Annotated in this window: 19 protein-coding genes; 5 read left to right on the top strand and 14 right to left on the bottom strand. The window is 73.6% G+C overall.

Annotated elements, in window-relative coordinates; translation table 11 throughout:
• Positions 1 to 10: 10 nt before the first annotated feature.
• The gene (locus ACIBK8_RS01050; protein WP_399039395.1) at positions 11 to 553 is read right to left on the bottom strand and encodes an MGMT family protein; all 543 of its coding nucleotides are present in this window, start codon (positions 551 to 553) and stop codon (positions 11 to 13) included.
• Between the two features lie 407 nt (positions 554 to 960).
• Here ACIBK8_RS01050 and ACIBK8_RS01045 point away from each other — a divergent pair, with 407 nt between their 5' ends.
• On the top strand, positions 961 to 3792 hold the full coding sequence (locus ACIBK8_RS01045; RefSeq protein WP_399039777.1) for a lysylphosphatidylglycerol synthase domain-containing protein: 2832 nt from the start codon (positions 961 to 963) through the stop codon (positions 3790 to 3792).
• Positions 3793 to 3910: 118 nt separating this feature from the next.
• Here the strand turns inward: ACIBK8_RS01045 and moeZ are convergent, their stop codons facing one another.
• The 12 genes from moeZ to ACIBK8_RS00985 form a co-directional block, all read right to left on the bottom strand.
• Positions 3911 to 5089 carry an adenylyltransferase/sulfurtransferase MoeZ gene (gene moeZ, locus ACIBK8_RS01040; protein ID WP_399039394.1) on the bottom strand — a complete coding sequence of 393 codons (1179 nt, stop codon included), beginning with the start codon at positions 5087 to 5089 and terminating at the stop codon, positions 3911 to 3913.
• A gap of 73 nt (positions 5090 to 5162) precedes the next feature.
• Complete coding sequence (locus ACIBK8_RS01035; RefSeq protein ID WP_399039393.1) at positions 5163 to 5957, bottom strand: spherulation-specific family 4 protein; 795 nt, start codon at positions 5955 to 5957, stop codon at positions 5163 to 5165.
• Entirely contained in the window at positions 5945 to 6895 is a 951-nt protein-coding gene (locus ACIBK8_RS01030) for an NAD(P)-dependent oxidoreductase (protein ID WP_227050743.1), read from the bottom strand. Before ACIBK8_RS01030 ends, ACIBK8_RS01035 begins: the two co-directional genes overlap by 13 nt.
• Before the next feature lie 445 nt (positions 6896 to 7340).
• Entirely contained in the window at positions 7341 to 8543 is a 1203-nt protein-coding gene (locus tag ACIBK8_RS01025; RefSeq protein WP_399039392.1) for a hypothetical protein, read from the bottom strand.
• Positions 8540 to 10294 carry a DUF3492 domain-containing protein gene (locus tag ACIBK8_RS01020; RefSeq protein WP_399039391.1) on the bottom strand — a complete coding sequence of 585 codons (1755 nt, stop codon included), beginning with the start codon at positions 10292 to 10294 and terminating at the stop codon, positions 8540 to 8542. Before ACIBK8_RS01020 ends, ACIBK8_RS01025 begins: the two co-directional genes overlap by 4 nt.
• 241 nt (positions 10295 to 10535) lie before the next feature.
• Positions 10536 to 12263 (bottom strand): dipeptide ABC transporter ATP-binding protein, encoded by a 1728-nt coding sequence (locus ACIBK8_RS01015; protein ID WP_399039390.1) that lies wholly within the window; start codon positions 12261 to 12263, stop codon positions 10536 to 10538.
• Positions 12260 to 13249, bottom strand: a complete 990-nt coding sequence (locus ACIBK8_RS01010) for an ABC transporter permease (RefSeq protein ID WP_399039389.1) — start codon at positions 13247 to 13249, stop codon at positions 12260 to 12262. Before ACIBK8_RS01010 ends, ACIBK8_RS01015 begins: the two co-directional genes overlap by 4 nt.
• A complete protein-coding gene (locus tag ACIBK8_RS01005; protein ID WP_399039388.1) occupies positions 13246 to 14238 on the bottom strand; it encodes an ABC transporter permease in 993 nt (330 codons plus the stop codon). The genes ACIBK8_RS01010 and ACIBK8_RS01005 overlap by 4 nt, the downstream gene beginning before the upstream one ends.
• Positions 14239 to 14254: 16 nt before the next feature.
• Positions 14255 to 16003 carry an ABC transporter substrate-binding protein gene (locus tag ACIBK8_RS01000; RefSeq protein WP_399039387.1) on the bottom strand — a complete coding sequence of 583 codons (1749 nt, stop codon included), beginning with the start codon at positions 16001 to 16003 and terminating at the stop codon, positions 14255 to 14257.
• A 198-nt stretch (positions 16004 to 16201) separates the two neighbouring features.
• Entirely contained in the window at positions 16202 to 16294 is a 93-nt protein-coding gene (locus ACIBK8_RS00995) for an Ms4533A family Cys-rich leader peptide (protein ID WP_399039385.1), read from the bottom strand.
• Between the two features lie 150 nt (positions 16295 to 16444).
• Positions 16445 to 18073: a DUF3152 domain-containing protein gene (locus tag ACIBK8_RS00990; RefSeq protein ID WP_399039384.1), complete on the bottom strand. Its 1629-nt coding sequence runs from the start codon at positions 18071 to 18073 to the stop codon at positions 16445 to 16447.
• 8 nt (positions 18074 to 18081) lie between these two features.
• Positions 18082 to 19095, bottom strand: coding sequence for an alpha/beta fold hydrolase (locus ACIBK8_RS00985; protein ID WP_399039383.1), 1014 nt, complete (start codon positions 19093 to 19095; stop codon positions 18082 to 18084).
• 166 nt (positions 19096 to 19261) lie between these two features.
• Here ACIBK8_RS00985 and ACIBK8_RS00980 point away from each other — a divergent pair, with 166 nt between their 5' ends.
• The 4 genes from ACIBK8_RS00980 to ACIBK8_RS00965 all read left to right on the top strand — a co-directional run bounded on the left by ACIBK8_RS00980 (position 19262) and on the right by ACIBK8_RS00965 (position 21133).
• The gene (locus tag ACIBK8_RS00980) at positions 19262 to 19489 is read left to right on the top strand and encodes a hypothetical protein (RefSeq protein WP_399039382.1); all 228 of its coding nucleotides are present in this window, start codon (positions 19262 to 19264) and stop codon (positions 19487 to 19489) included.
• A 148-nt stretch (positions 19490 to 19637) separates the two neighbouring features.
• Positions 19638 to 20279: a TetR/AcrR family transcriptional regulator gene (locus ACIBK8_RS00975; RefSeq protein WP_393682709.1), complete on the top strand. Its 642-nt coding sequence runs from the start codon at positions 19638 to 19640 to the stop codon at positions 20277 to 20279.
• A gap of 116 nt (positions 20280 to 20395) precedes the next feature.
• Entirely contained in the window at positions 20396 to 20623 is a 228-nt protein-coding gene (locus tag ACIBK8_RS00970; protein ID WP_227050846.1) for a DUF3107 domain-containing protein, read from the top strand.
• 240 nt (positions 20624 to 20863) lie between these two features.
• Positions 20864 to 21133 (top strand): hypothetical protein, encoded by a 270-nt coding sequence (locus ACIBK8_RS00965; RefSeq protein ID WP_399039381.1) that lies wholly within the window; start codon positions 20864 to 20866, stop codon positions 21131 to 21133.
• Positions 21134 to 21197: 64 nt separating this feature from the next.
• Here the strand turns inward: ACIBK8_RS00965 and ACIBK8_RS00960 are convergent, their stop codons facing one another.
• On the bottom strand, positions 21198 to 21935 hold the full coding sequence (locus tag ACIBK8_RS00960) for a ferritin-like fold-containing protein (RefSeq protein WP_227050605.1): 738 nt from the start codon (positions 21933 to 21935) through the stop codon (positions 21198 to 21200).
• Positions 21936 to 22084: the final 149 nt, after the last annotated feature.

Genomic DNA, 22084 nt, shown 5'->3' with positions numbered 1-22084 from the left:
GCGGGTGGGGTCAGGGGTGCGCCTCCGGGCCGTGGCCGTCTGCGGGCGGTACGCCGTCCCACGCGTCCCCGGGCGGTACGCCGTCCCCCTCGCCGCCGACCGGCCGGCCGTCCCACCGTGCCCGTCGCATGTCGAGTCGCGGTATGTGTCCTGCCGTGGCTCCGCGGCCCTTCGCCGCGCCGCTGCGGGCGGTCGACGTGCCGCCGCGGGCGGTGTCGCGCAGTGGTGTGCCCTCGTCGCGGTAGTGCGCCAGGGCGCGCAGTTCGCTGCCCGGCAGCAGGGCGCCGTCCGCGCGGACGACGCGCCACCAGGGCACCGCGCCGCCGTAGAGGGCCATCACCCGGCCGACCTGGCGTGGTCCGCCGGTGCCCGCGGCGCCGGGCGGTGCCTCGCCCGCCAGCCATTCGGCGATGTCGCCGTAGGTCATCACCCGGCCCGGCGGGATCAGCTCGGCGACGCCGAGTACCTGCTCCGCGAAGGCGGGCAGCTCGGCCGCCGCGGGCGGGGTGGTGTCGTCCGCGGGTGGCCGTGCGGTGTTTCCGGTCCCACTCATTCGGCCCATACTGCCGCACCCCGCCGACAACGGCACACGGCGCAGGCGGGGGCGGGGTGCGGCGCTCCCGGAGTGCGCGCGGTGCGGTGCGCCCGGCCTGTTGCGGCGGCCTTCGTTCCGTTTCCCGCGTCCCCGAAATGCACCCTGATGCCCCCCTCCCCCGCACGGCCGTGCCACCATCTTCCCGGCGGTGACCGGTGAGACGAGATCGAGGAGAGCCAGCCGGGCAGCAGGGAGCGGGACCTCCGACGGGGGCCGGCGGCCCTGCCGCACCGGAGCCGGAAGCCGCCGCCACCGCACCGGAGGTGGCCGCGTCCCGCACGCGGCGCGGCCGGCGGCGGGTGGCCCAACAGGGGAAGCAGCAACGGAGGCCGGCGACGGCGTCCGCGACCGAAAAGGCGAGCACGATCGAGAAGGCCGAACGACCCGAGGCGTCCGAGAGGCCGGAAGGGCCCGCAGAGCCCGCGCACCGCGAGGGGCACGACGAGGACGAGCAGGAGCAGCGAAGGCAGCGGGAGCAGGGCACCGGGCCGCAGCCGGACGTGGAGCACGCGGGGCCCGAGCGTCCCGCCGGTGCGTCCGGGTGCGGCGTCGGTGCGCATGTGCCCGGGTCCGGGTCGCACCGTGCCGCGCCGGACGGCGGCGGCTGCGGTGAGATCCACGTCGACCGGGTATCGGGCGACGAGCCGTTGCTGCCCGCGCGGGTCCACCGGCCGTCCGATCTGCTGCGGCTGCTGCTCGGCATCGCGGGGATCGCGCTGGTCCTGGCGCTCGCGACGTTCGCGCACGCCACCACGCAGGGGCTGGCGGACGACATCGGCAAGGGCGCGGGTGCCGCCCCGCGGCTGCTGATCAACTTCGCCGGGCTCGCGTCGAGCGTCGCCGTGCTGATCGTGCCGGTGGCGTTCGCCGTGGAGCGGCTCATCAAACGCGACGGGCTGCGGATCGCCGACGGTGTGCTGGCCGCCGTGCTGGCCCACGGGGTGTCGCTGGCCACGGACCTGTGGGTGGCCGAGGCGGCGCCCGACTCGATCCGGGCGGCGTTGACGCAGCGGATGCAGGACGGCTCGCTGACCACCCCGGTGCACAGTTATCTCGCGCCGGTCATCGCGTACATGACGGCGGTGGGGATGTCCCGCCGGCCGCGCTGGCGGGTCGCGATGTGGTTCGTGCTGCTGCTGGACGCGTTCGCGGTGCTGGTGGGCCGCTACACCACGCCCTTCGCGATCGCCACGACCGTGCTGATCGGCTGGACGGTGGCGTACGGCACCCTCTACGCCGTGGGCTCCCCCAATGTGCGGCCCACCGGCCAGCATCTTCTGGCGGGTCTTCGCCGGGTCGGTTTCCGTCCGGTGTCGGCGCTGCGCGCGGAGGACGCCGGCAGTCCCGAGCACACCGACCGTGGCCGCCGCTATCTGGTGACGCTGGAGGAAGGACCGCCGATCGATGTGACGGTCGTCGACCGTGAGCAGCAGGCGCAGGGCTTCTTCTACCGGGTCTGGCGCCGGCTGTCGCTGCGCGGCATCAATCAGCGGCGCAGCCTCCAGTCGCTGCGGCAGGCCCTGGAGCAGGAGGCGCTGCTGGCGTACGCGGCCATCGCCGCCGGCGCCAATGCGCCGAAGCTGATCGCCACGTCGGAGCTGGGTCCTGACGCGGTGATGCTGGTGTACGAGCACATCGGCGGGCGCGGTCTCGACTCGCTGGCGGACGAGGAGATCACCGACGCGCTGATGCACAGTGCCTGGCGGCAGGTCGAGGCGTTGCAGTCGCGGCGGATCGCGCACCGGCGGCTGGTCGGGGACGCGCTGCTGGTGGATCGTTCCGGCGATGTCGTGCTGACGGAGCTGCGCGGCGGTGAGATCGCCGCGGGTGACCTGGTGCTGCGGATGGACATCGCGCAATTGCTGGCGACGCTGGGGCTGCGGGTGGGTGCCGAGCGGTCGGTGGCCGCGGCCGTCGAGGTGCTCGGCCCGGACACGGTCGCCGACAGTCTGCCGCTGCTCCAGCCGATCGCGCTGAGCCGGACGACGCGGGCGACGCTGCGGCATTTGGCGCGGGAGCGCTCGGCGCGGGAGCGGGACGCGGTGCTGGAGGCGTCGCGGGCGGCGAAGGAGGCGCGTGAGGCGCGGACCGCGGAGGTGGCGCACGACCGCAAGGCGCTGCGGGCCGAGCGCAACGCCCTGAAGAACGCCGAGAAGCGGGCGCTGGACGAGGCGTCCCAGGAGGCGCGGCAGGAGGATCTGCTGGCCCAGATCCGGCAGCAGGTGCTGCTGATCCGGCCGACGGCGACGATCGAGCCGGCGAAGCTGGAGCGGCTCAGCCCGCGGAAGCTGATCACCTGGATCGCCGGTGCGTTCGCCGTCTATCTGCTGCTGTCGCAGGTCAGCGACTTCAATCTGACGGATGTGGTGACCCGGGCCGAGTGGCCGTGGGTGCTGGTCGCGATGTTCTTCTCGGCGACGACCTATCTGGCGGCGACGATGAGCCTGCTGGGCTTCGTCACGGAGAAGGTGTCCTTCGTCAGGACGATGATCGCGCAGATCGCCGGCAACTTCGTGAAGCTGGTGGCGCCGGCCGCGATCGGCGGTGTGGCGCTCAACGCCAGGTTCCTGCAACGGGCCGGGGTGCGGCCGGGGTTGGCGGTGGCGAGCGTCAGCGCGTCCCAGCTGTTCGGTCTCGGCTGTCACATCCTGCTGCTGCTGACCTTCGGCTATCTGACGGGCACGGAGCACGCGCCGCAGCTGTCCCCGTCGCGTACGGTCATCGCCGGTCTGCTGACCGCTGCCGTGCTGGCGCTGATCGTCACGGCGGTGCCCGCGCTGCGCAAGTTCGTGTCCACCCGGGTGCGTTCGCTGTTCGCGGGGGTGGTCCCGCGGATGCTGGACATTCTCCAGCGGCCCCGGAAGCTGATCACGGGTATCGGCGGGACGCTGCTGCTGACGGCGGCGAACGTGATGTGTCTGGACGCGTCGATCCGGGCGTTCGGCGGTGGCGACAAGCTGAGTTACGCGAGCATCGCGGTCGCCTTCCTCGCCGGGAACGCGCTGGGTTCGGCGGCGCCGACCCCCGGCGGAGTCGGCGCGGTCGAGGGCGCGTTGATGGGTGCGCTGACCTTGTCGGGGCTCACCTACGACACGGCGTTCCCCGCGGTGCTGCTGTTCCGGCTGATGGTCTTCTGGCTGCCGGTGCTGCCCGGCTGGGTGGCGTTCAACTACCTGACGAAGAAGGGCGAGATCTGACCCGCCCGCGTCCGCCGCTTCCTCGTCGGCGACGCCCCGCGTACCGAAGAAGCCGGGATCTCCGCGCACCGTACGGCGTGCGGAGATCCCGGCTTCTGCCGCGTTGCGGCGGGGGCCGTCAGTAGACCGGCTTCTCCGGCTCGACGGTGTTGACCCAGCCGATGACGCCGCCGCCGACGTGCACCGCGTCGGCGAAGCCCGCGGACTTGAGGACGGCGAGTACCTCGGCGGAGCGGACGCCGGTCTTGCAGTGCAGGACGATCTTCTTGTCCTGCGGCAGGTCCTGGAGTGCGGTGCCCATCAGGAACTCGTTCTTCGGGATCAGCTTGGCGCCGGGGATCGAGACGATCTCGTATTCGTTCGGCTCGCGGACGTCGATGATCTCGATCTTCTCGTCGGCGTCGATCCACTCCTTGAGCTGCTTGGGGGTGATCGTGGCGCCCATCGCCGCTTCCTGGGCCTCTTCGGACACGACGCCGCAGAAGGCTTCGTAGTCGATCAGCTCGGTGACGGTGGGGTTCTCGCCGCAGACCGCACAGTCGGGGTCCTTGCGGACCTTGACCTGGCGGTAGGTCATCTCCAGCGCGTCGTAGATCATCAGGCGGCCGACGAGCGGGTCGCCGATGCCGGCCAGGACCTTGATCGCTTCGTTGACCTGGATGGAGCCGATGGAGGCGCACAGCACACCGAGGACGCCGCCCTCGGCGCAGGAGGGCACCATGCCGGGGGGCGGGGGCTCCGGGTAGAGGCAGCGGTAGCAGGGGCCGTGCTCGCTCCAGAACACCGACGCCTGGCCGTCGAAGCGGTAGATCGAACCCCAGACGTACGGCTTGTTCAGCAGCACGCAGGCGTCGTTGACGAGATAGCGGGTGGCGAAGTTGTCCGTGCCGTCCACGATCAGGTCGTACTGCGCGAAGATCTCCATGACGTTCGTGGAGTCCAGGCGCTCTTCGTGCAGGTTGACGGTGACGTACGGGTTGATGCCCAGGACCGAGTCCTTGGCGGACGCGGCCTTGGAGCGGCCGATGTCCGCCTGGCTGTGGATGATCTGGCGCTGGAGGTTCGACTCGTCGACCTCGTCGAACTCCACGATGCCGAGGGTGCCCACGCCGGCCGCGGCGAGGTACATCAGCGCGGGCGAACCCAGGCCGCCGGCTCCGACACAGAGCACCTTGGCGTTCTTCAGCCGCTTCTGCCCGTCCATCCCGACGTCGGGAATGATCAGGTGGCGGGAGTACCTGCGGACCTCGTCGACGGTGAGCTCCGAAGCGGGCTCGACCAGGGGTGGCAGCGACACGGAAGACCTCAACAAGGGGGTTGGTCGATGATTCAGTACGGTTGTTCTGCCAGTAACACTGCCACGCCCGTCTTCATTCCAAGACACCCGGTCCGATGCGCGAGACGAAATCGTCCCAGTAACCGGGCAGCGTTTCCCAGGCGTCGCCGCCCCGGTCCCTGCGGTCGGTGAAATACACCGTGCCGGCGCCCTGCCAACGGGCGATCCGCAGCGCCTCGTCGAGGTGGCTGCGCGGCACGCCGTGCACGAGGTGGCAGAACCTCTCGGGCGGGTGGTCGGCGGTCCACTCGGCCGCCTGTGACCAGCGGTATTCGGCCCACGGCCCGGCGAAGGTGACGAGCTGGTCGGCGGATTCGGCGTAGCCGGGGAAGGGCTGCGCGCCGTGCCCGAAGACCACATAGGAGTGGTCGACGAGGGTGCGCAGGGCGGTGGTGACCCTCCGGGATTCGGGCAGCATCGTCCGGTCCGTGGGACAGCGGTCGAGCCAGAAGCCGTCGGTCTTGTACCACTCCAGGTAGCGGTGCGCGTCGGCCAGCAGTTCCCCGAGGGGCCTGGCCCCGTCCCGCATGTCGAGGTGTCCCAGCAGCCGGACACCCGTCTCACGCAGCCGGGCCGCGACGGGCAGGCAGTGCGGGTCGGGGCGGGCGCCCGGCCCGTTCGAGACGTTGAGCACCGCCCAGTGCAGCGGCGCCACACCCGCGTGCCCGAACCGGGTGTCACGGGACGGGACGAATCCCCGGGAGATCCGCAGCAGTCCGGCCCATTCGGTGGGCGCGATCAGCGGGTGGGCGATGCCCGGGACGCCGACCCCCAGCGGCGCCGCGCCGGTCGGGGCGCGGGCGGTGTCCACGGTGGTCAGATGCGGCACGCGGCCTCCATCCAGATGTCGGCGAGCGATTCCTCCAGTCCGATCCGTGGCCGCCAGCCGAGCCGGTCGCGCGCGGTGCGCACATCGGCCTGCTGCCAGGTGCCGCAGCCGTCCGGGTAGGGGTAGGTGGGCGCCGCGCCGCCGTGCTCGGGGGAAGGGCCGGGGATGACCAACCGGGTGGGCGGCGAGTCGAGTTCGTGCAGCGCGCCGCCGAATCCGGCGACCCTGGCGAGGACGGATGCGGCCTCGCGCAGCCGCACGGCGCGGCCGGTGCCGATGTTGACGACGCCCTGCGCGGCGGACAGCGAGGCGGCGTGCACGGCGCGGGCCACGTCGCGTACGTCGACGAAGTCCCGCTGGACGCCGAGGCCGCCGAGCTTGAGTTCGCTGTCGCCCGACTGCATGGCGCGGCGCATCGCCTCGGCGAGCCTGCCGAGCGGGGATCCGGCCGGGGTGCCGGGCCCGACGGGCGAGAAGACGCGCAGCACGACGGCGTCCAGGCCGGATCCCAGGACGAGTTCGGTGGCGGCGAGCTTGCTGACGCCGTAGGGGCCGCCGGGGCGGGGCACGGCGTCCTCAGCGGTGGAGGATCCTGGCTGGGAGGGGCCGTATTCGGAGGCGCAGCCGAGGTGGACGAGGCGGGCGCCGCAGCCGCTGCGGCGCAGCGATTCGCAGATCGTGGCGACGGCGACGGTGTTGTGCCGGGTCAGGTCGCGGGCGCCGCCGCGGGTGGCGCCCGCGCAGTTGACGACGACGCCGGGGTGCACGGCGTCGAGGAAGCGGGTGAGCGCGCCGGGGCTGCCGGTGGCGAGGTCGAAGCGGACGTCGGCGTCGTCGCCCCGGCCCAGGACGGTGAGCTGGACGGCGGGGTCGGCGAGCAGGCGGTCGGCGACGTAGCGGCCGAGGTATCCGTTGGCGCCGATGAGCAGGACCCTCATCGTGTGACCCCCCGGTCCCCGAGGCGTGTGGTCGGGTGGACGTTCATGTGTGGTGCTCCTCAGGCAGGTTGGCGGGAATGCGTCGGGTTCGGCCGCGGACGGGCGGCCGTCCTGGGGACGGCGGCCCGGTGGGGGTCGGGGTCCGCGTCGAAAGGGGTGGCGCCGGCCGTACGTGGGGCGGCGGCGGGGTGTACCGGGGGCGCGGGGCCCGGCGGCGCGATGGGGGTGCGTGCCGGATGCCGGGCGCCTGGCGGGTGGGGGCGGCTGTGCCCCGGGCCCAGGCCGGCCGGTCCTGTCGGACCCGGGGCACCCGGCGCGGCGCCGCGCGGCGGTGTCCCCGTACGTGCGGTGGGCGGCCGGTGCGCCGTCGCCCCCGGCCGGTCCGGCGCTGACGGGGCACGGGGTGCGGGCCGCGGTGGGCGGGCGGGGGTGGATATCCGGAGGGTCACGGGCGGCCCGCCTCGGCCGGGAGGGAGGGGACGGGCGGGTGCGCGCAGGCGCCTGCCAGGGCGCGCAGGGCGTGGCCGAGCATGCCGAGCGCGGCGGCGGCGCAGGCCACGGCAGGGACGGCGGACGGCCCTGCGAGCGCGGTGAGTTCGGCGACGGGGCGGTCGGCGAAACCGAGGCCGGGGAGCCTGGCGATGAGGGCCAGGGCCGGGGCCGCCGCTTCCAGGACGGCGGCGACCGCAGGTCCCACGGCCGCCGCCACGGGGAAGCCGTGGACGGCGAGCAGCCGGGAGAGGAAGAGCAGGACGCCGAGGGCCGCGGCGGCCGGTACGGCGCCGCCGTCCGCGCCGGTGAGCCGTCCGGCGCCGAGCAGCAGCGCGCACTGCGCGGCGAGGAAGAGCAGGGTGGCGGCGAGCAGCAACGGGCGTACCCGGGCGGCGAGTTCGCCGAGCCCGCGGCTGGCGGCGAGCCCGCGCCTGCCGCGTACCGCGAACCAGCGGGCGCACCAGGCGGCGGGCGCGACGGCGCAGGCCAGGGCCAGCGCGGTGGCGGTGGCCTGCGGCGACGGCCCGAGCGTCAAGTCCGTTGTGCCGGAGAGGAGTTGGGTCAGCAGCCGGTCGCCGAAGAGGGCGTAGCCGGTGAGCCAGGCGGCGGACAGTACGGCGACCGGTGAGCCGCCGCCCGGCTGCCGTGCGCGCAGCGGACCGGTACGGATGCACAGCCGTACGGCGAGGACGACGAGTACGGCGCCCGCGGTGGCCGTCGCGGGGCGGACGAGGGGGGAGACGGGCCGGGCGGCGGCGGTGGCGGCGAGGGTGGCCGCGCAGAGCGCGCCGGGCAGCAGGTGGAGCGCCGCGCGGACGGTCAGGGACCGCTGGGCGGGCTCGGTCTGCGGTACCGGGGGGCCGGCCGCGGCGCGCGGCACCCGGGCGTACAGCTCTTCGGCGAGGGAGAAGACGTCGCGGTGCCGGAAGCGGGCGGCGGTGCGGTCGGTGACGCCGTGCGCCTCCAGGCGGGCCGCGATCTCCAGGGCGTCGACGGCGCGTTCGCACAGCGCGCGGTGACGGTACATCAGGATCCGTACGGGGTCGGCGGGGCCGCGCCGCGGCGGGCGCGCGGCGCCGTCGGGGGCCGTGGCGTCCGGGGTGCGGGGGTTTCCGGTGTGCGGCGATGCGGTGGGTTCCGTGTGCGGGGCGGTCATGTCCGGTCTCCTCTCGCCGCTGCCGCCGGGCGGTGCGGTCCCGGTGCGGCCCAGCTCGGCGTGCGGGCCGCGGGGCGGGCGGCGGTGCCGGGGGCGGCCCAGTGGCCGGGTACGTGGGCCTCGGCGGGCCGGGCGAAGGGCCGCGGCGCGGCGGGGGTTCGGGCGGCGTGGGGTGCGGCGGGGCGGGCGGGCGCGCGGGAGATCAGTTCGAGGTAGATGCCGCGGAACGCCGCGGTGTTCCGCTCGGTGGTGAACAGTTCGAGCGCCCGCGCGCGGGCCGCGGCGCCGAGCCTGGCCCGGCGGGCGGGGTCGCGGAGCAGGGCGCAGCAGGCGTCGGCGAGGGCGCGGGGGTCGCGGGCGGGGACGACGAGGCCGGTGCCGCCGATGACTTCGCAGACGGCGCCGACGTCGGTGGAGACCGTGGCGCGTCCGCAGAACATCGCCTCCACCAGGGGGCGCGGGAAGTCCTCGGCGCGGCTGGGGAGGACGAGGACGGTGCCGGACGCGTAGGCGTCGGCCGGGGTCGGTGCCGCGGGCCCGCCGGTCTCCTCGAAGCTGACCGGACTCCGGGCGGCGGTGCCGGTACCCGCGGCGCCGCCGGGGAAGAGCTGCCCGGCCAGCGCCCGGCAGTGCGCGAGGTAGCCGGGCGCTTCCGGGTCGTCGGACGGCCCGCCGATGAGGCGCAGGGTGGCGTGCGGTACGGCCGTGCGGACGGCGGCGAAGGCGTGCAGGAGTCCGACGAGGTCCTTGGCGGGTTCGACGGCGCCGACCCACATCAGGGTCGCGGAGTCGTCGGCCGCGGCGTCGGGGACCGCGGCGAACGGCGCGGCGTCCAGGCCGGGGTGGACGGTGCGCAGCCGGGCCGGGTCGGCGCCGCAGCGTTCCTGCCAGCGGCGGGTGCGGGTGTGGCCCGGGGTGATCAGCGCCGCCTGGGCGTAGGTCTCGGCGGCGAGCGCCTTGCGGAAGGCGGCGAGCAGGGCGCGTACGGGGGCGCTGAGGGGGGTGGTGGCGCGGGCGAGGTAGTGCTCGCGCAGCCGTGCGCCGTACTCGGTGACCAGGAGCGGGGTGCCGAAGAAGCGTTTGGCCAGCAGGCCCGGGAGGGCGGCGGGTCCGGTGGACGTGGTGTGGCAGAGGTCGGCGGCGGCGAGCCCGGGGGTGCCGTCGCCGCCGTACCAGTCGAGGGAGAGGGGGCGCAGCGCGCGGGAGACGTGGTCGGTGACGGCCAGCAGGTCGGGGACCTGGGCGGCGTGCGCGGCGGGGAGTGCGCCCGGCGCGCGGCAGGCGCGTTCCAGGATGCGGAGGGTGTCGTCGGAGCGGAGCAGGGCGGCCAGGTGGGTGTCGCGGGCGAGGTCGGCGAGCCCGTAGAGACCTGCGGCGAAACGGTCCGCCTCGCCGGTGGCGGGGTCCGTCGCGGCGGCACCGGTCTGCGTGCCGGGGGCGGTGAAGGCGGCGGCGAGGTCGCCGAAGTGCTGGGCGAAGCGGCGGCGTTCGCGGCGGGCGGGGTGCCGGTGGCGGTCGTCGTGGCGGCGGTCCTGTCCGGTGGGCGCCGGGCCGTCCAGCGCGGCGCGGCGTACCCGGCGGACCTGCGGCGGCGGTGCGGGGCAGTGCCCTGCCGCCCGGTGGGTGCCGTCGGTGAGGGCGTAGATGTCGAACTCGTGGCCCGTGAGCCCCCGTACGAGCCGGTCGCACCACAGGTACGACTCACCCGGCGCGTAGGGATCACCACCCTCGGTGAGCAGTCCGATGCGCACGAGTGCACCCCCCGTCCTCGATTTCGTCGTTTGCGGCCCGACGGCCCGGCCGTCAGCTCCAGGGAGACGCTATGCAAAAGGGCCGGTGGCGCGATGGACGGTTGTCCGTCGCACCACCGGAAGGGGTGAACGCTCGTGACTTTCCGCCCCACGAGGCGTTTCGGCGCGATAAAGCGGATCCGTACCGTCTGCCCGGCGCCGTGCGGGCGACCGCCGGACGGCACGGAGTCCGCCCCGCCGCTCAGGCGGCCACGCGGCGCGCCCTCCGGTCGGCGGCGATCCGCGGATCGAGGACCGGCACTGCCGCCAACAGCCCTTGTGTGTAGGGGTGTTGAGGGTTGTCGTACACGGCGTCGACCGGTCCTTCCTCCACGACGTGACCGGCCCGCATCACCGCGACCCGGTCGCTGGCCGCACGGACGACCGCCAGGTCGTGGGCGATGAACACCATGGAGAGGCCCAGGTCACGGCGGAGTTCGCCGAGCAGGGCCATCACCTGGGCCTGGGTCGTCACGTCGAGCGCGGAGACCGGTTCGTCGCAGACCAGCAGCCGGGGCGAGGGGGCCAGGGCGCGGGCGATGCCGACGCGCTGGCGCTGGCCGCCGCTGAACTCGTGCGGGTAGCGGTGGTACCACGCCGGGTCGAGGCCGACCCGCTCCAGCAGTTCCCGTGCCCGGCGCCTGATCTCGGCGTCGTCGGTGCCGCCCGCCGCGCGCAGCGGGTCGGCGACCGATTCGCCGATGGTGCGCCGGGGGTTGAGCGAGGAGACCGGGTCCTGGAAGACCATCTGGAGGTCGCCGCGGAGCGGGCGCAGGGCGCGCTCGCCGAGACCGCCGATGTCGCGGCCTTCGTAGTGCAGTGTGCCAGCCGTGGGGTCCAGGAGGCGGACCAGCATCCGGCCGACGGTGGTCTTGCCGCTGCCGGATTCGCCGACGAGCCCGAGGGTCTCGCCCGCCCGTACCGTCAGCGAGACGTCCGCGACGGCGGTGGTGCGGTGGCCCCGGCGGCCGAACTCCCGGCGCAGCCCGGCCGCTTCGAGCAGCGGCAGGGCGGCGTCGGGGGTGCCGGGGCCGGGAGCCGCGGCCGGCCGGTCGGTGGCCCGCAGGGTGGCGGTGCGCGGCGCGGGCACCGCCGCCGGTGGCCGCGCCCCGGCATCCGCTCCCCCGCGCGCCGTCTCGATGCGGGGCACGGCGGCGAGCAGGTCCTTGGTGTACGGCTCCCGGGGCGCGCCCAGCACCTCGCCGACCGGGCCGCGTTCGACGGCCCGCCCGCCCCGCATCACCAGGACCTCGTCGACGCTGCCCGCGACCACGCCGAGGTCGTGGGTGACCAGCAGCAGTCCCATGCCGGTCTCGGCCCGCAGGGTGTGCAGCAGGTCGAGGATCTGGGCCTGGACGGTGACGTCGAGCGCGGTGGTCGGCTCGTCGGCGATCAGCAGGCGCGGCTCGCAGGCCAGCGCCATCGCGATCAGGGCGCGCTGCCGCATCCCGCCGCTGAACTCGTGCGGCCTGCTGCGGGCGCGCCGGGCGGCGTCCGGGATGCCGACCCGGTCGAGTGCGGCGGTCGCGCGGGCCCGTGCGGCGCGGCGTGAGGTGCCGGGCCGGTGGATCCGGTGCACCTCGGCGATCTGGTCGCCGATGGCGTAGTAGGGGTCGAGCGAGGACAGCGGGTCCTGGAAGATCATCGCCGCGGTGCCGCCGCGCAGCGTGCGCAGGGCGGCGTCCGGGGCCGTGAGGACGTCGGTGCCGTCGACCCGTACGGTGCCTTCGACCCGGGCGCCGGTGCCCCGGTGCAGGTCGAGCAGGGCCGCGGCGGCGGTCGATTTGCCGGAGCCCGACTCCCCCACGATGCCCAGGGCGGCGCCGGGCGCGAGGGTGAACGACAGGCCGTCGACGGCCCGTACGCCGTCGCCGGTGTCCCCGGGGAAGGTGATCGCGAGGTCGCGGACCTCGACCAGGTCGGCGGTCATGACAGGGTCACCCTTCGGTCGGCGAGTGCGTACAGGACGTCGGCGATGGCGCCCGCGATGACGACGGCGGCGCCGATGCCGAGGACCGCGCCGACCACCACCGGGAGGTCCACGGTGCGCACCGACTGGACGGTGAGCCGGCCGATGCCCGGCAGGCCGAAGAGGGTCTCGGTGAGCATCGCGCCGCCGAACATGGTGCCGAGGTCGATGGCGTTGAGCGCGATGACCGGGGGCAGGGCGCCGCGCAGCGCGTGCTTGCCGATGACCGTGCGCTCGCGCAGACCGTAGGCGCGGAAGGTGCGGATGTGGTCTTCGGCCAGCGTCTCCAGGGTGGCGGAGCGGGTCAGCCTGGCGTACTTGGCGGATTCGAGCAGGGCCAGCGCCGTCCAGGGGAGCAGCAGGTTCCAGGCCCACTGTTCGGGGTCTTCGGTCAGCGGCACGTACGTGGGGAACGGCAGCCACTGGAGGGCGGCGCAGAACACCATCAGGAGCAGCAGTCCGGTGATGAAGACGGGGGTGGCGGTGCCGGCCAGCGTCAGCACGGTCAGGACCCGTTCGGTGGTGCCGCCGCGGCGCAGGGCGGAGAGCAGTCCGGTGCCGACGCCGAGCAGCAGCCACAGCACCATGGCGCCGAGCGCGAGGGATGCGGTGACCGGCAGCCGGGACGCGAGGAGCGTGGTGACCGGCTGGTCGTTCTGGTACGAGAGGCCGAGGCAGGGTGCCTGGCAGTGCAGGACGCCGGTGCCGGTGGAGTAGTCGCGGCCGGCGACGATGCCCTGGAGGAAGTGCAGGTACTGCTGGAGCAGCGGTTCGCCGAGGTGCAGTTGTTCGCGGACCTGGCGGATCTGTTCGACGTTGCAGCGGGGCCCGCAGGCGAGCTTGGCGGGGTCGCCGGGCGCGACGTAGAAGAGGAGGTAGACCAGGGCGGAGAGCAGGAAGAGGACGATCAGTGCGCCGCCCAGTCGGCGCAGCACGTAGCCGGTCATCGGGCGGCTCCCTTCGTCGTGTCCGGTGCCGCGGCGGCGGCCGGTTTGCGGGTCCGGCGCGGGCCGGGGCCGCGGACGCCCACCCGCAGGCGGGAGCGCTCGCGCGGGTCGAGTGCGCCGCGCACCGCGTCGCCCAGCACGGTGAACGCGAGCACGGTCACGAACAGGCAGGCGGCGGGCAGCAGGACGTACGTCGGGTCGGCGCGGAACCACGTGGTGGCGGTGGACAGCATCTGTCCCCAGGAGGAGGTGGGGGGTTTGACGCCGATGCCGAGGAACGACAGGGACGCCTCGACGACGATGTTGGACGGCACCAGGATCGCCGCGTAGGTGATCACCGGCGCGGCGAGCGCGGGCAGCAGTTCGCGGCGGGCCACCCGCCAGGGCCCCGAGCCGCCGAGCCGGGCCGCCGCGACATGGTCGAGCTTCTTCAGGGACAGCGTCTGGGCCCGCACGATCCGGGACATGCCGCCCCAGTTGAGCAGTCCGATGACGACGATCAGCAGCAGCGGGCGGGGGAATTCCGCGGGGACGACGGCGGTCAGCCCGACGGCGAAGACCAGCATCGGCAGCGCCACCAGCACGTCGGTGAAGCGGCTGAGGACGGAGTCGAGGAACCGGTTGCCGAGGCCGGCGGCCAGGCCGACAACGACGCCGATCACCACCTGCACGACGGTGGCGCCGAGCGCGACCAGCAGGGAGACCTGGGCGCCGTACAGCAGCCGGGAGAACAGGTCGCGGCCGGTGCCGGGTTCGACACCCAGCCAGTGGTCGGCGCTGATCCCGCCCAAGGAGCCGGTCGGGACGCCGCCGCGGGCGGAGTCGATGAGCTGGTCGTGGTAGGTGGTGGGGTCCTGGCCCTCCAGCGCCGACAGCAGCGGTGCGCCGATGGCGAGGAGGGCGAGGACCGCGAGCACGGCGGCGGCCACGACGGCCGACGGGCGGGCGCGCAGCCGCCGCCATGCTCCGGATTCCTGGGTGTCGCTCACGTTCTTCCTGCCGGCCTTACTTGACCGCGACCTGCGAGATGTCGAGGACGCCATCCCAGTCGCTGATCACGATGTTCTTGATGTTCTTGCCGTAGAGCCGCTTGTAGACGGGGTGGAAGAGCGGTACGGACAGCGCCTGTTCGCCGATCTTCTTGTCCAGGGCGCCCCAGCGCCCGGCCGCCGCGTCGAGGTCGGTGAGCTTGTTGATCTCGTCGATCTCGTGGTTGACCGCCGGGTCGTCGAGCCGCGCGTGGTTGAAGTTGTAGGCGTCCTTGACGATCTGCCGGCCGTCGTAGATGGGCGCGAGGAACGGGCCGCCGGAGGGCCAGTCGGCGCCCCAGCCGCCGATGAACAGGCCGGGTTCGTCCTTGAGGGTGTGGACCTTGTCCTGGTAGTCGTTGTCCTCAAGACCGGCGAGTTTGACGGTGATGCCGGCCTTTTTGAGGGCTTCCTGGACGGCGGTGGCGATTTCCGGGCTGGTTTCGAAGTTCTTGGCCGTGGAGTGGGTGAGGGTGATGCTCAGCCCGTTCTTGTAGCCCGCTTCCTTGAGGAGTTCCCTGGCCTTTTCCGGATTTCCGGTCTTCCCCGCGGGGAAGGGGTCGGCTCCGGTGTAGCCGAAGGTCTTCTGGTTCGGCAGGAAGGTGGTGGCGGGCTCGGCGAGCGAGGAGCCGCCCGCCGCGTTGACGACGCTCTGCCGGTTGACCGCGTAGGAGATCGCCTGCCGGACCTTCGGATTGTCGAAGGGCTTCACCTTCGGGTTGAAGGCCAGGTAATTGGTGTAGCCGAAGTGGCCGGTGCCGACCCGCTTCTGGAGGTCCTTGTCCCCGGCGATCTGGGCGAGTTCGGCGGGCCCGAGGTTGGTGTCGGTGGTGACCGCGGCGGCGTCGGCGCCGGCTCCGGTGGACAGCCGCTGGTTGATGACGGCGGAGTCGAGACCGGACTTCACGTCGATGGTGTCCGGGTAGGCGTGCCGTTCCTTGTCGGTCTTCTCCGACCAGTGCTCGTTGCGCTTCAGCAGAATGCGCTCGCCGTCCCCGGTGTTCTTGACGACCTTGTAGGGGCCGGATGAGATGGGGTGTTCCTCGTATTTCGTGCCGGTGTCCTTCTTCTTCGGCACCGGTGCGAACTGAGTCTGCGTCGCCAGCAGCGGGAATTCACCTTCGGGCTTCTTCAGGTGGAACACCAGGGTCTTGTCGTCCGGCGTCTCGATGGACTTCAGACCGTCCTTCGACGTGTCCTTGTAAGGCCCCTGGTATTTCTCGCCGCCGACCAGCCAGTCCCGCAAATAGGGCGCGCCGCCCGACAGTTCGGCGGCGAAGGACCGCTCGATGCCGTATTTGATGTCCGCGCTGGTGATCGGCGACCCGTCCTCGAACTTCAGGCCGTCCTTGAGGGTGTACGTCCACACGGTGGCGTTCTTGCTGGGCCGCCCGGTGTCGGTGGCGAGGTCGGGTACGGCCTTGGCGCCCGCCGCGCCGTTCTCGCGGTGGCGGGTGGTGAGCGTGCGGAACACCAGGGTCGGGACCTTGCCGCCGCCCGATGTGTACTGCCGGGCGGGGTCGAAGTTGCTCTGCGGCTTGGAGTTGAGGACGGTCAGCGTGCCGCCCTTCTGCGGCGCTCCTGCCTGCGCGCCACCGTCCTCGGGGCCGCAGGCCACGGCACCGCCGGCCAGCGCGACACCCACCGCGGCCGCGGTGACACGGCGCGCGGTGCGGGGGGCACGGCGGGGCCTGGGTTCGGGATGGGAGTGGGCCGCTTCGGCCATGACGGGTTTCGCCTTTCACAGCGGGGCACCCGCAGAAGGCGGCAGGGAAGGCGCGTGACGCGCGAGGCCGCCCCTGCGGAGGCGTGGACGGATCGGTCACGCGGATACGCGGGGAAGGGGCCCGGCCACAGAGGTGCCCGCCGCCGCGCAGGGTGAACTGCGTGGTTGCTGCGGTGCTCTGCGGAACCGGGGAGGGCCTCAGCGACAGTCGATGTCGGCGACGGACTGCACGGACACGCCGATCAGCGCCAGTTCTATGGCGGCGAGGGTGACGGCGTGACGGTGCGGCATGGGCAGATCATTGAACGAATTTGCGATTCCTGGCAAGGCATCTCGCCATGAGAGACACCTCGTCTCATACCCGCCCGGATGCCACTCCACGGCGCGCCCCGCCGCCTGACGCCCGGCCGCTCAACGGACCCGGCACACCCGCCCGTCGGCTCACTTCCCGGTGGGATACGGCCAGGCGTTGGGCCGGCAGGTCACACCGTCCGTCGTCAGGAACTTCGTCTGCTGCATCATCACCGGCGCCAGTGCGCCCGGCGCGCCGCAGACCTCGTGATCGTGCCCGAGCCGGTGGCCGACCTCGTGGTTGATCAGCATCTGCCGGTAGGCGAACAGCTTGTCCGGGCCGTACGTCTTCGCGCCCTGCGCCCAGCGGTAGGCGTTGATCATCACGCGGTCCGTCGCCGCCGAGTCGCAGGAGACGTTCTCCTCGGACGTGTCGAGGCCGGACTTCGCGCACCACTTCGCGGTGGTACCCGGGCTCGCCAGCGAGATCACGAAATCGGCGTCGCCGGACGCGACCCGCTCGAAGGTCCGCGTCCCGCCGTGCGCCCAACTCCGGTCGTCGTTGAGGGTCTTGTGCACCGCGTCGGCGAACAGCGCGCCGTCCAGCGGCATGCCGTCCTCGACGTCCACGCGGTAGCGGAGCACCTTGCCGCGCCCGGGGGCCTTCGCGGCGCCACCGGCCGGCGTGAAGTGCCCCGAAGCGGTCAGCTGCGCGTCCAGCGGCAGGGGCTTGGCCATCCGCTGCTCGTACGAGGCGGGCTTGGCGTCCTGCGGCGGGCGGGCCTGCGACCGCGATCCCGACGGGTCGGCCGGATCCTGGCCGCTGTTCGCCTGGGGACCGCCGCCGTCCCGCTGGTCGGCGACCTGGCCCGCGACGACCACGGCGAGCACCGTCGTCACGGCCGCAGCCGCCACACCGGTGAGCGTACGGCCCATACCGCCCTTCCTGCCTTCCTCGGTCCGCGCGGCCTCCCCCGCGCCGGCCGGTACCGCGACCCGCTCCGCTTCCTCGCCTTCGCCCCCGGGCCCCCCGTCCTGCGCCGTTCCGCCGTCCACGGCCCCGTCCCCCGGCCGGGGCGCGCCGGGCGCCTCCCGGTCGAAGACCACCGAACGCCCGGTGAACCGCCCGCCGTCCGGTATCCCGCCCGCCGGCAGCCGGCCGCCCGGCGCCGCCTCGTCCGGCTCCGCGCCGTCCGGCTCCGCCGCCGCTCCCCGGCCGCCGCCCGCGGCGTCCGTGCCCTCGTCGGCGGGGAACGCCTCCAGGTACTCGCGCCGCGGTCCGGGTGTCGCCCCGTCCGCGCCCGGCGGCGTACCGAGCACAGGGCACCCGCCGACATCGTCCGAACTCCCGCTCACCGCACCGGTGTTGACCGTCCCCGCCGCGGGCGCGCCGGGCCTGCCGTCCGGTTCCGCGGCACGCGGGCGCGGCACCCTCGGGGCGCCCTGCACGGACCCCCGGCGGGCGGCGGGCGGCCCCGGCGCCGAGGCACCTGGCACCGAAGGGGGCAGCCCCCAGCCGCCGCCCGGCTCACGCTGTTCGGGATGGCCGCCGCGCACCGTCTCGCGCCACGGCCCGCGGGGTGCCCGCACCGCGCTCTGCGGCCGGCCGCCTCCGGGGCGCGGCTGCTCGGCGTCGTCGGGCCCGCGCCTGCGGCGGCCGGTGCCAGGACCCGCCGCCGGCGCGTGGTCCTGCGGACCCGCCGCCGCGGCGCCGTGCGGCCCGGCCGTCCCCGTGGTGTCGTCCCCGTTCTGTGCCCCTGTGCGGCTGTGGCGTCCCACCGGTCGTGTCAGCTCCTGCCCGCGTCGGCGGTCGTCTCGTCGAGCAGCTCGCGGATGGCACGGGCCACCGTCTTCGGGTATTCCATCATCGCCACGTGGCCCGCCTCCGGAAGTGTCAGCAGCCGCGAGCCGCCGAACGCCCTGGCCGCCCGTCGCGCCATCCGGCAGGAGACCAGACGGTCGCGCCCACCGTAGACGAGAAGGGTGGGCGCCATTACCCGCTCGGCCTGACGCCACAGATTGTGCTGCCCGCCGAGCGTGTACGCGTTCACCAGGCCGCGCGCGGAACGCTCCATCACGTCCCAGAAGTAGGGGAGTTCGAGCCGCCTGGCGTACTCGGTGACGGCGGCGCGGAACCCGTCGGGCGTGATCCGCGCGGGGTCGCCGTAGCAGAGCGCCAGCACTTCGCGGGTGCGGCGCTCGGGTGTCCATTCCCGGGTGAGGCGGCAGAACAGACCGGCCGCGCCGGGGACCGCGAGCAGCGCGGTGGGCACGGCCGTCAGCTGCGGTCGCAGCTCGGGCAGCGCGGGCGAGATCAGCGTCAGGGTGCGGACCAGGTCGGGGCGGGCCGCCGCCACCCGGGTCGCCGCCGCGCCGCCCATGGAGTTGCCGACGAGGTGGACGGGGCCGCGCCCGGAGGCGTCGAGGTAGCGGATGACGGCGCGCGCCTGCGCGAAGACGGAGTAGTTGCCGTCGTCCGGCGGCGGGGCCTCGCCGAAGCCCGGCAGATCGAGCGCCTCGCCGTCCAGCCGGTCGGCGAGCAGCGGCATCAGCGCCGACCAGTTCTGCGAGGAGCCGCCGAGACCGTGGAGGTAGAGGGCGGGCTCCCGCTCGCCGCCGCCCGCGCCGGCCGTCTGCGGCGGGCCGTCCCCCGGGGTCGCGACCGGCGCGCGGACGGTCAGCGTCAGCCCCGGCAGGGTCACGGTGCGCACCGCCTCGTCGGCCTCATCCGGTCCGCCGGGGCCAACTGGCGGCACCGGGAGGGCGGCGGTCCCGGTGCCCGGCGACTCGGTCGAAGACATGCCGTCGATGTTACGAGATGATCACGCACGTGCCCGTGTGTCCGCCGTCACACATCGCATCGCGCCCGGGGGGCCACTCTCCTACGCTCATACCAAGGGCGTTCCCGGCCCCTGACGCGCACCAGGCGCCGCCCGGCAGTGCCGGCCGGCGGGAAAGGGAGCGATCATGCCCGTCGACCCGACAGATCCGGACACCTTCGAGGACGAGGAGACCGCACAGAACGGCACGGAGTCCGGCATGGAATCACCGGAGGCCGACACCGCCGAGCAGCACGCGGACGTCACACAGCACCGCGACATCACCCCGGCGGGCTCCGACCCGGACTCCGCGAACGAGGCGGACCGCGCCGAACAGTCCCGCATCGTGGACCTCAACGAAGACGAATACCGATGAGCTGGGGGGTTATGTCAGCTTCTGACAAGGGTCCGGACCAGATTTTCTCGGCTCCGACCACGCACAGCCGGGTTACCCAAAAGTACGATGGCGGGCGCGGTGCACCATCTTGCGCGTGCCGCGTACGGAACGACTTCTGGGAGGCAGCGTGAGCGCCATCGAGCAGACCGAGGCGGCACGCCCGCGGGGCACACGCCTGCCACGCCGAGCACGGCGCAACCAGCTTCTCGGCGCGGCACAGGAAGTGTTCGTCGCGCAGGGCTACCACGCCGCCGCGATGGACGACATCGCCGAACGGGCCGGGGTGAGCAAGCCGGTCCTCTACCAGCACTTCCCCGGCAAGCTCGACCTCTATCTCGCGCTCCTCGACCAGCACTGCGAATCGCTGCTGCACTCGGTGCGCACGGCGCTGGCGTCGACGACCGACAACAAGCAGCGCGTCGCGGCGACGATGGACGCCTACTTCGCGTACGTCGAGGACCCGGGCGGCGCGTTCCGGCTGGTCTTCGAGTCGGACCTGACCAACGAGCCGGCCGTGCGCGAGCGGGTGGACAAGGTCTCGCTGGAGTGCGCCGAGGCGATCAGCGCGGTGATCGCCGAGGACACCGGCCTCTCGCGCGACGAGTCGATGCTGCTGGCCGTGGGCCTGGGCGGGGTCTCGCAGGTGGTGGCCCGCTACTGGCTGTCGTCCGAGAGCAAGGTGCCGCGCGACACCGCGGTCGGCCTGCTGACCTCGCTCGCCTGGAAGGGCATCGCGGGATTCCCGCTGCACGGCATCGACACACACTGACCGTGTTCGCTCCCGGCGTGCTCCGGGGTGCCCTGCGCGTCCCCGTGCCGGGCTAATGTGGCTGCGTACGGCGCGGATGGCCGCGCACCCAACTGACCGTCGGAGGGACATCAGCCGTGGAGGTCAAGATCGGCGTGCAGCACGCGCCCCGCGAGATCGTTCTGGAGAGCGCGCAGTCTGCCGAAGAGGTGGAGGGCGCCGTAGCCGACGCCCTGGGCGGCAAGTCGCCGCTGCTGAGCCTGGTGGACGAGCACGGCCGTAAGGTTCTGGTCCCGTCGGACCGGCTGGCCTACGTGGAGATCGGCGAGCAGTCGGTCCGCAAGGTCGGTTTCGGGGCGCTCTGAACCGGGGCGCCGTACAGGCGCCCGCAGGACACCGGCGGCGGCCGGGAGGATTTCCTCCCGGCCGCCGCTCGCTGCTGTTCAGGCCCGCTCCCGCCGCCCGGCCGGGATCCAGGACACAGGCTCTGCTCCGATCAGGCAGCCGATCGTGGCCATGAGGGTTGCTCTGGGTGGCCCCTGGGTACGACCGCCTACGACCGGATTTGTTCGTCCGATCGGCCTTGTCACGCGGGAGGGAACAGCATGATCTGGGAAGCGCTCGGCGCCTTGATCGCCGGATTCGCCATCGCCCTGGTCGCCACGCGCCGTCTGCCGGACCGCTTTCCCTCGCGCACCCTGACGCTGGCCACCGGACCCGGTGCCGCACTCCTCGGCGCACTGCTGACCCGGTCGATCCTCGGCCCCGGTCACCCCGTCCAGGTGATGGCCGCCGCGCTCGCCGTGGGCGCGGCGCTGCTCTCGGTCCTGGTGCGCCCGCCGCGCAGCGGGCTCGGCAGATCCGCCGCCGTCTGAAACGCAGCGGCGCGGCCCCGGACCTTGAAGGTCCGGGGCCGCGCCGTGTGCCGTGCCGTCACCGCTACGCGGCGAGCCCCAGGGCCGCCATCCGCTTGGTGTGCGCCTCGGTGATCCGCGAGAACATCCGGCCGACCTCGGCCAGGTCGAAGCCGTCGGCCACCCCGCCGACCAGCATCGTGGAGAGCGCGTCACGGTCCGCGACCACCCGCTGCGCCTGCGACAGCGCCTCCCCCATCAGCCGCCGCGCCCACAGCGCGAGCCGCCCGCCGACCCGCGGCTCCGCCTCGATCGCGGCCCGCACCTTCTCGACGGCGAACGACGCGTGCCCGGTGTCGTCGAGGACGGCCAGCACCAGATCCCGGGTGTCGGAGTCCAGCCGGGCCGCGACCTCCCGGTAGAAGTCACTGGCGATCGAGTCGCCGACGTACGCCTTGACCAGGCCCTCAAGCCAGTCCGACGGCGCGGTCTGGCGGTGGAACTCGTCCAGCGCGGCGGCGAACGGCTCCATCGCCTCGTTCGGCTCCGCCTCGATGTCGGCGAGGCGCTGCCGCAACCGCTCGAAGTGGTGGAATTCCGCCGATGCCATCTTGGCCAGTTCGGCCTTGTCGTCCATCGTCGGCGCGAGCTTGGCGTCCTCGGCCAGCCGCTCGAAGGCGGACAGCTCGCCGTACGCGAGCGCGCCCAGCAGGTCGATCACGGCGGCGCGGTAATGCGGCTCGGCGGATGCCTGCGCCCAGTTCTGGGCGGCGATACCGGTCGGTTCCTGCGCGTCGGCAGCGGCGTTGTCTGGCGTCTCCATGACCGGCACAATAGCCCGCCGCGCGGCCCGGGAAAGCCCTGGGCAGCCGCCCGGTACCAGCCGTCGGGCGGCTCCGGCGACCCGGCTCGCCGGGGCAACCAGGGGGCGTGTTCCGTTTGTCACTCATACAAGCCTTCGGATGCCACGCC

Origin of the sequence: Streptomyces sp. NPDC050161, from assembly GCF_044460025.1 — a bacterium.
In the GTDB taxonomy this organism is placed as follows: Bacteria; Actinomycetota; Actinomycetes; order Streptomycetales; family Streptomycetaceae; genus Streptomyces.
Note: the sequence above shows the minus strand (reverse complement) of the source record. Positions and strands in the feature narration are given on the sequence as shown.

Coding starts and splice junctions, on each gene's coding strand:
- ACIBK8_RS00960 (WP_227050605.1), bottom strand. CDS start 21,935: ATGGAGACGCCAGACAACGCCGCTGCCGACGCGCAGGAACCGACCGGT.
- ACIBK8_RS01050 (WP_399039395.1), bottom strand. CDS start 553: ATGAGTGGGACCGGAAACACCGCACGGCCACCCGCGGACGACACCACC.
- ACIBK8_RS00985 (WP_399039383.1), bottom strand. CDS start 19,095: ATGTCTTCGACCGAGTCGCCGGGCACCGGGACCGCCGCCCTCCCGGTG.
- ACIBK8_RS01025 (WP_399039392.1), bottom strand. CDS start 8,543: ATGACCGCCCCGCACACGGAACCCACCGCATCGCCGCACACCGGAAAC.
- ACIBK8_RS01015 (WP_399039390.1), bottom strand. CDS start 12,263: ATGACCGCCGACCTGGTCGAGGTCCGCGACCTCGCGATCACCTTCCCC.
- ACIBK8_RS01010 (WP_399039389.1), bottom strand. CDS start 13,249: ATGACCGGCTACGTGCTGCGCCGACTGGGCGGCGCACTGATCGTCCTC.
- ACIBK8_RS01030 (WP_227050743.1), bottom strand. CDS start 6,895: ATGAGGGTCCTGCTCATCGGCGCCAACGGATACCTCGGCCGCTACGTC.
- ACIBK8_RS00980 (WP_399039382.1), top strand. CDS start 19,262: ATGCCCGTCGACCCGACAGATCCGGACACCTTCGAGGACGAGGAGACC.
- ACIBK8_RS00965 (WP_399039381.1), top strand. CDS start 20,864: ATGATCTGGGAAGCGCTCGGCGCCTTGATCGCCGGATTCGCCATCGCC.
- ACIBK8_RS00995 (WP_399039385.1), bottom strand. CDS start 16,294: ATGCCGCACCGTCACGCCGTCACCCTCGCCGCCATAGAACTGGCGCTG.
- ACIBK8_RS01000 (WP_399039387.1), bottom strand. CDS start 16,003: ATGGCCGAAGCGGCCCACTCCCATCCCGAACCCAGGCCCCGCCGTGCC.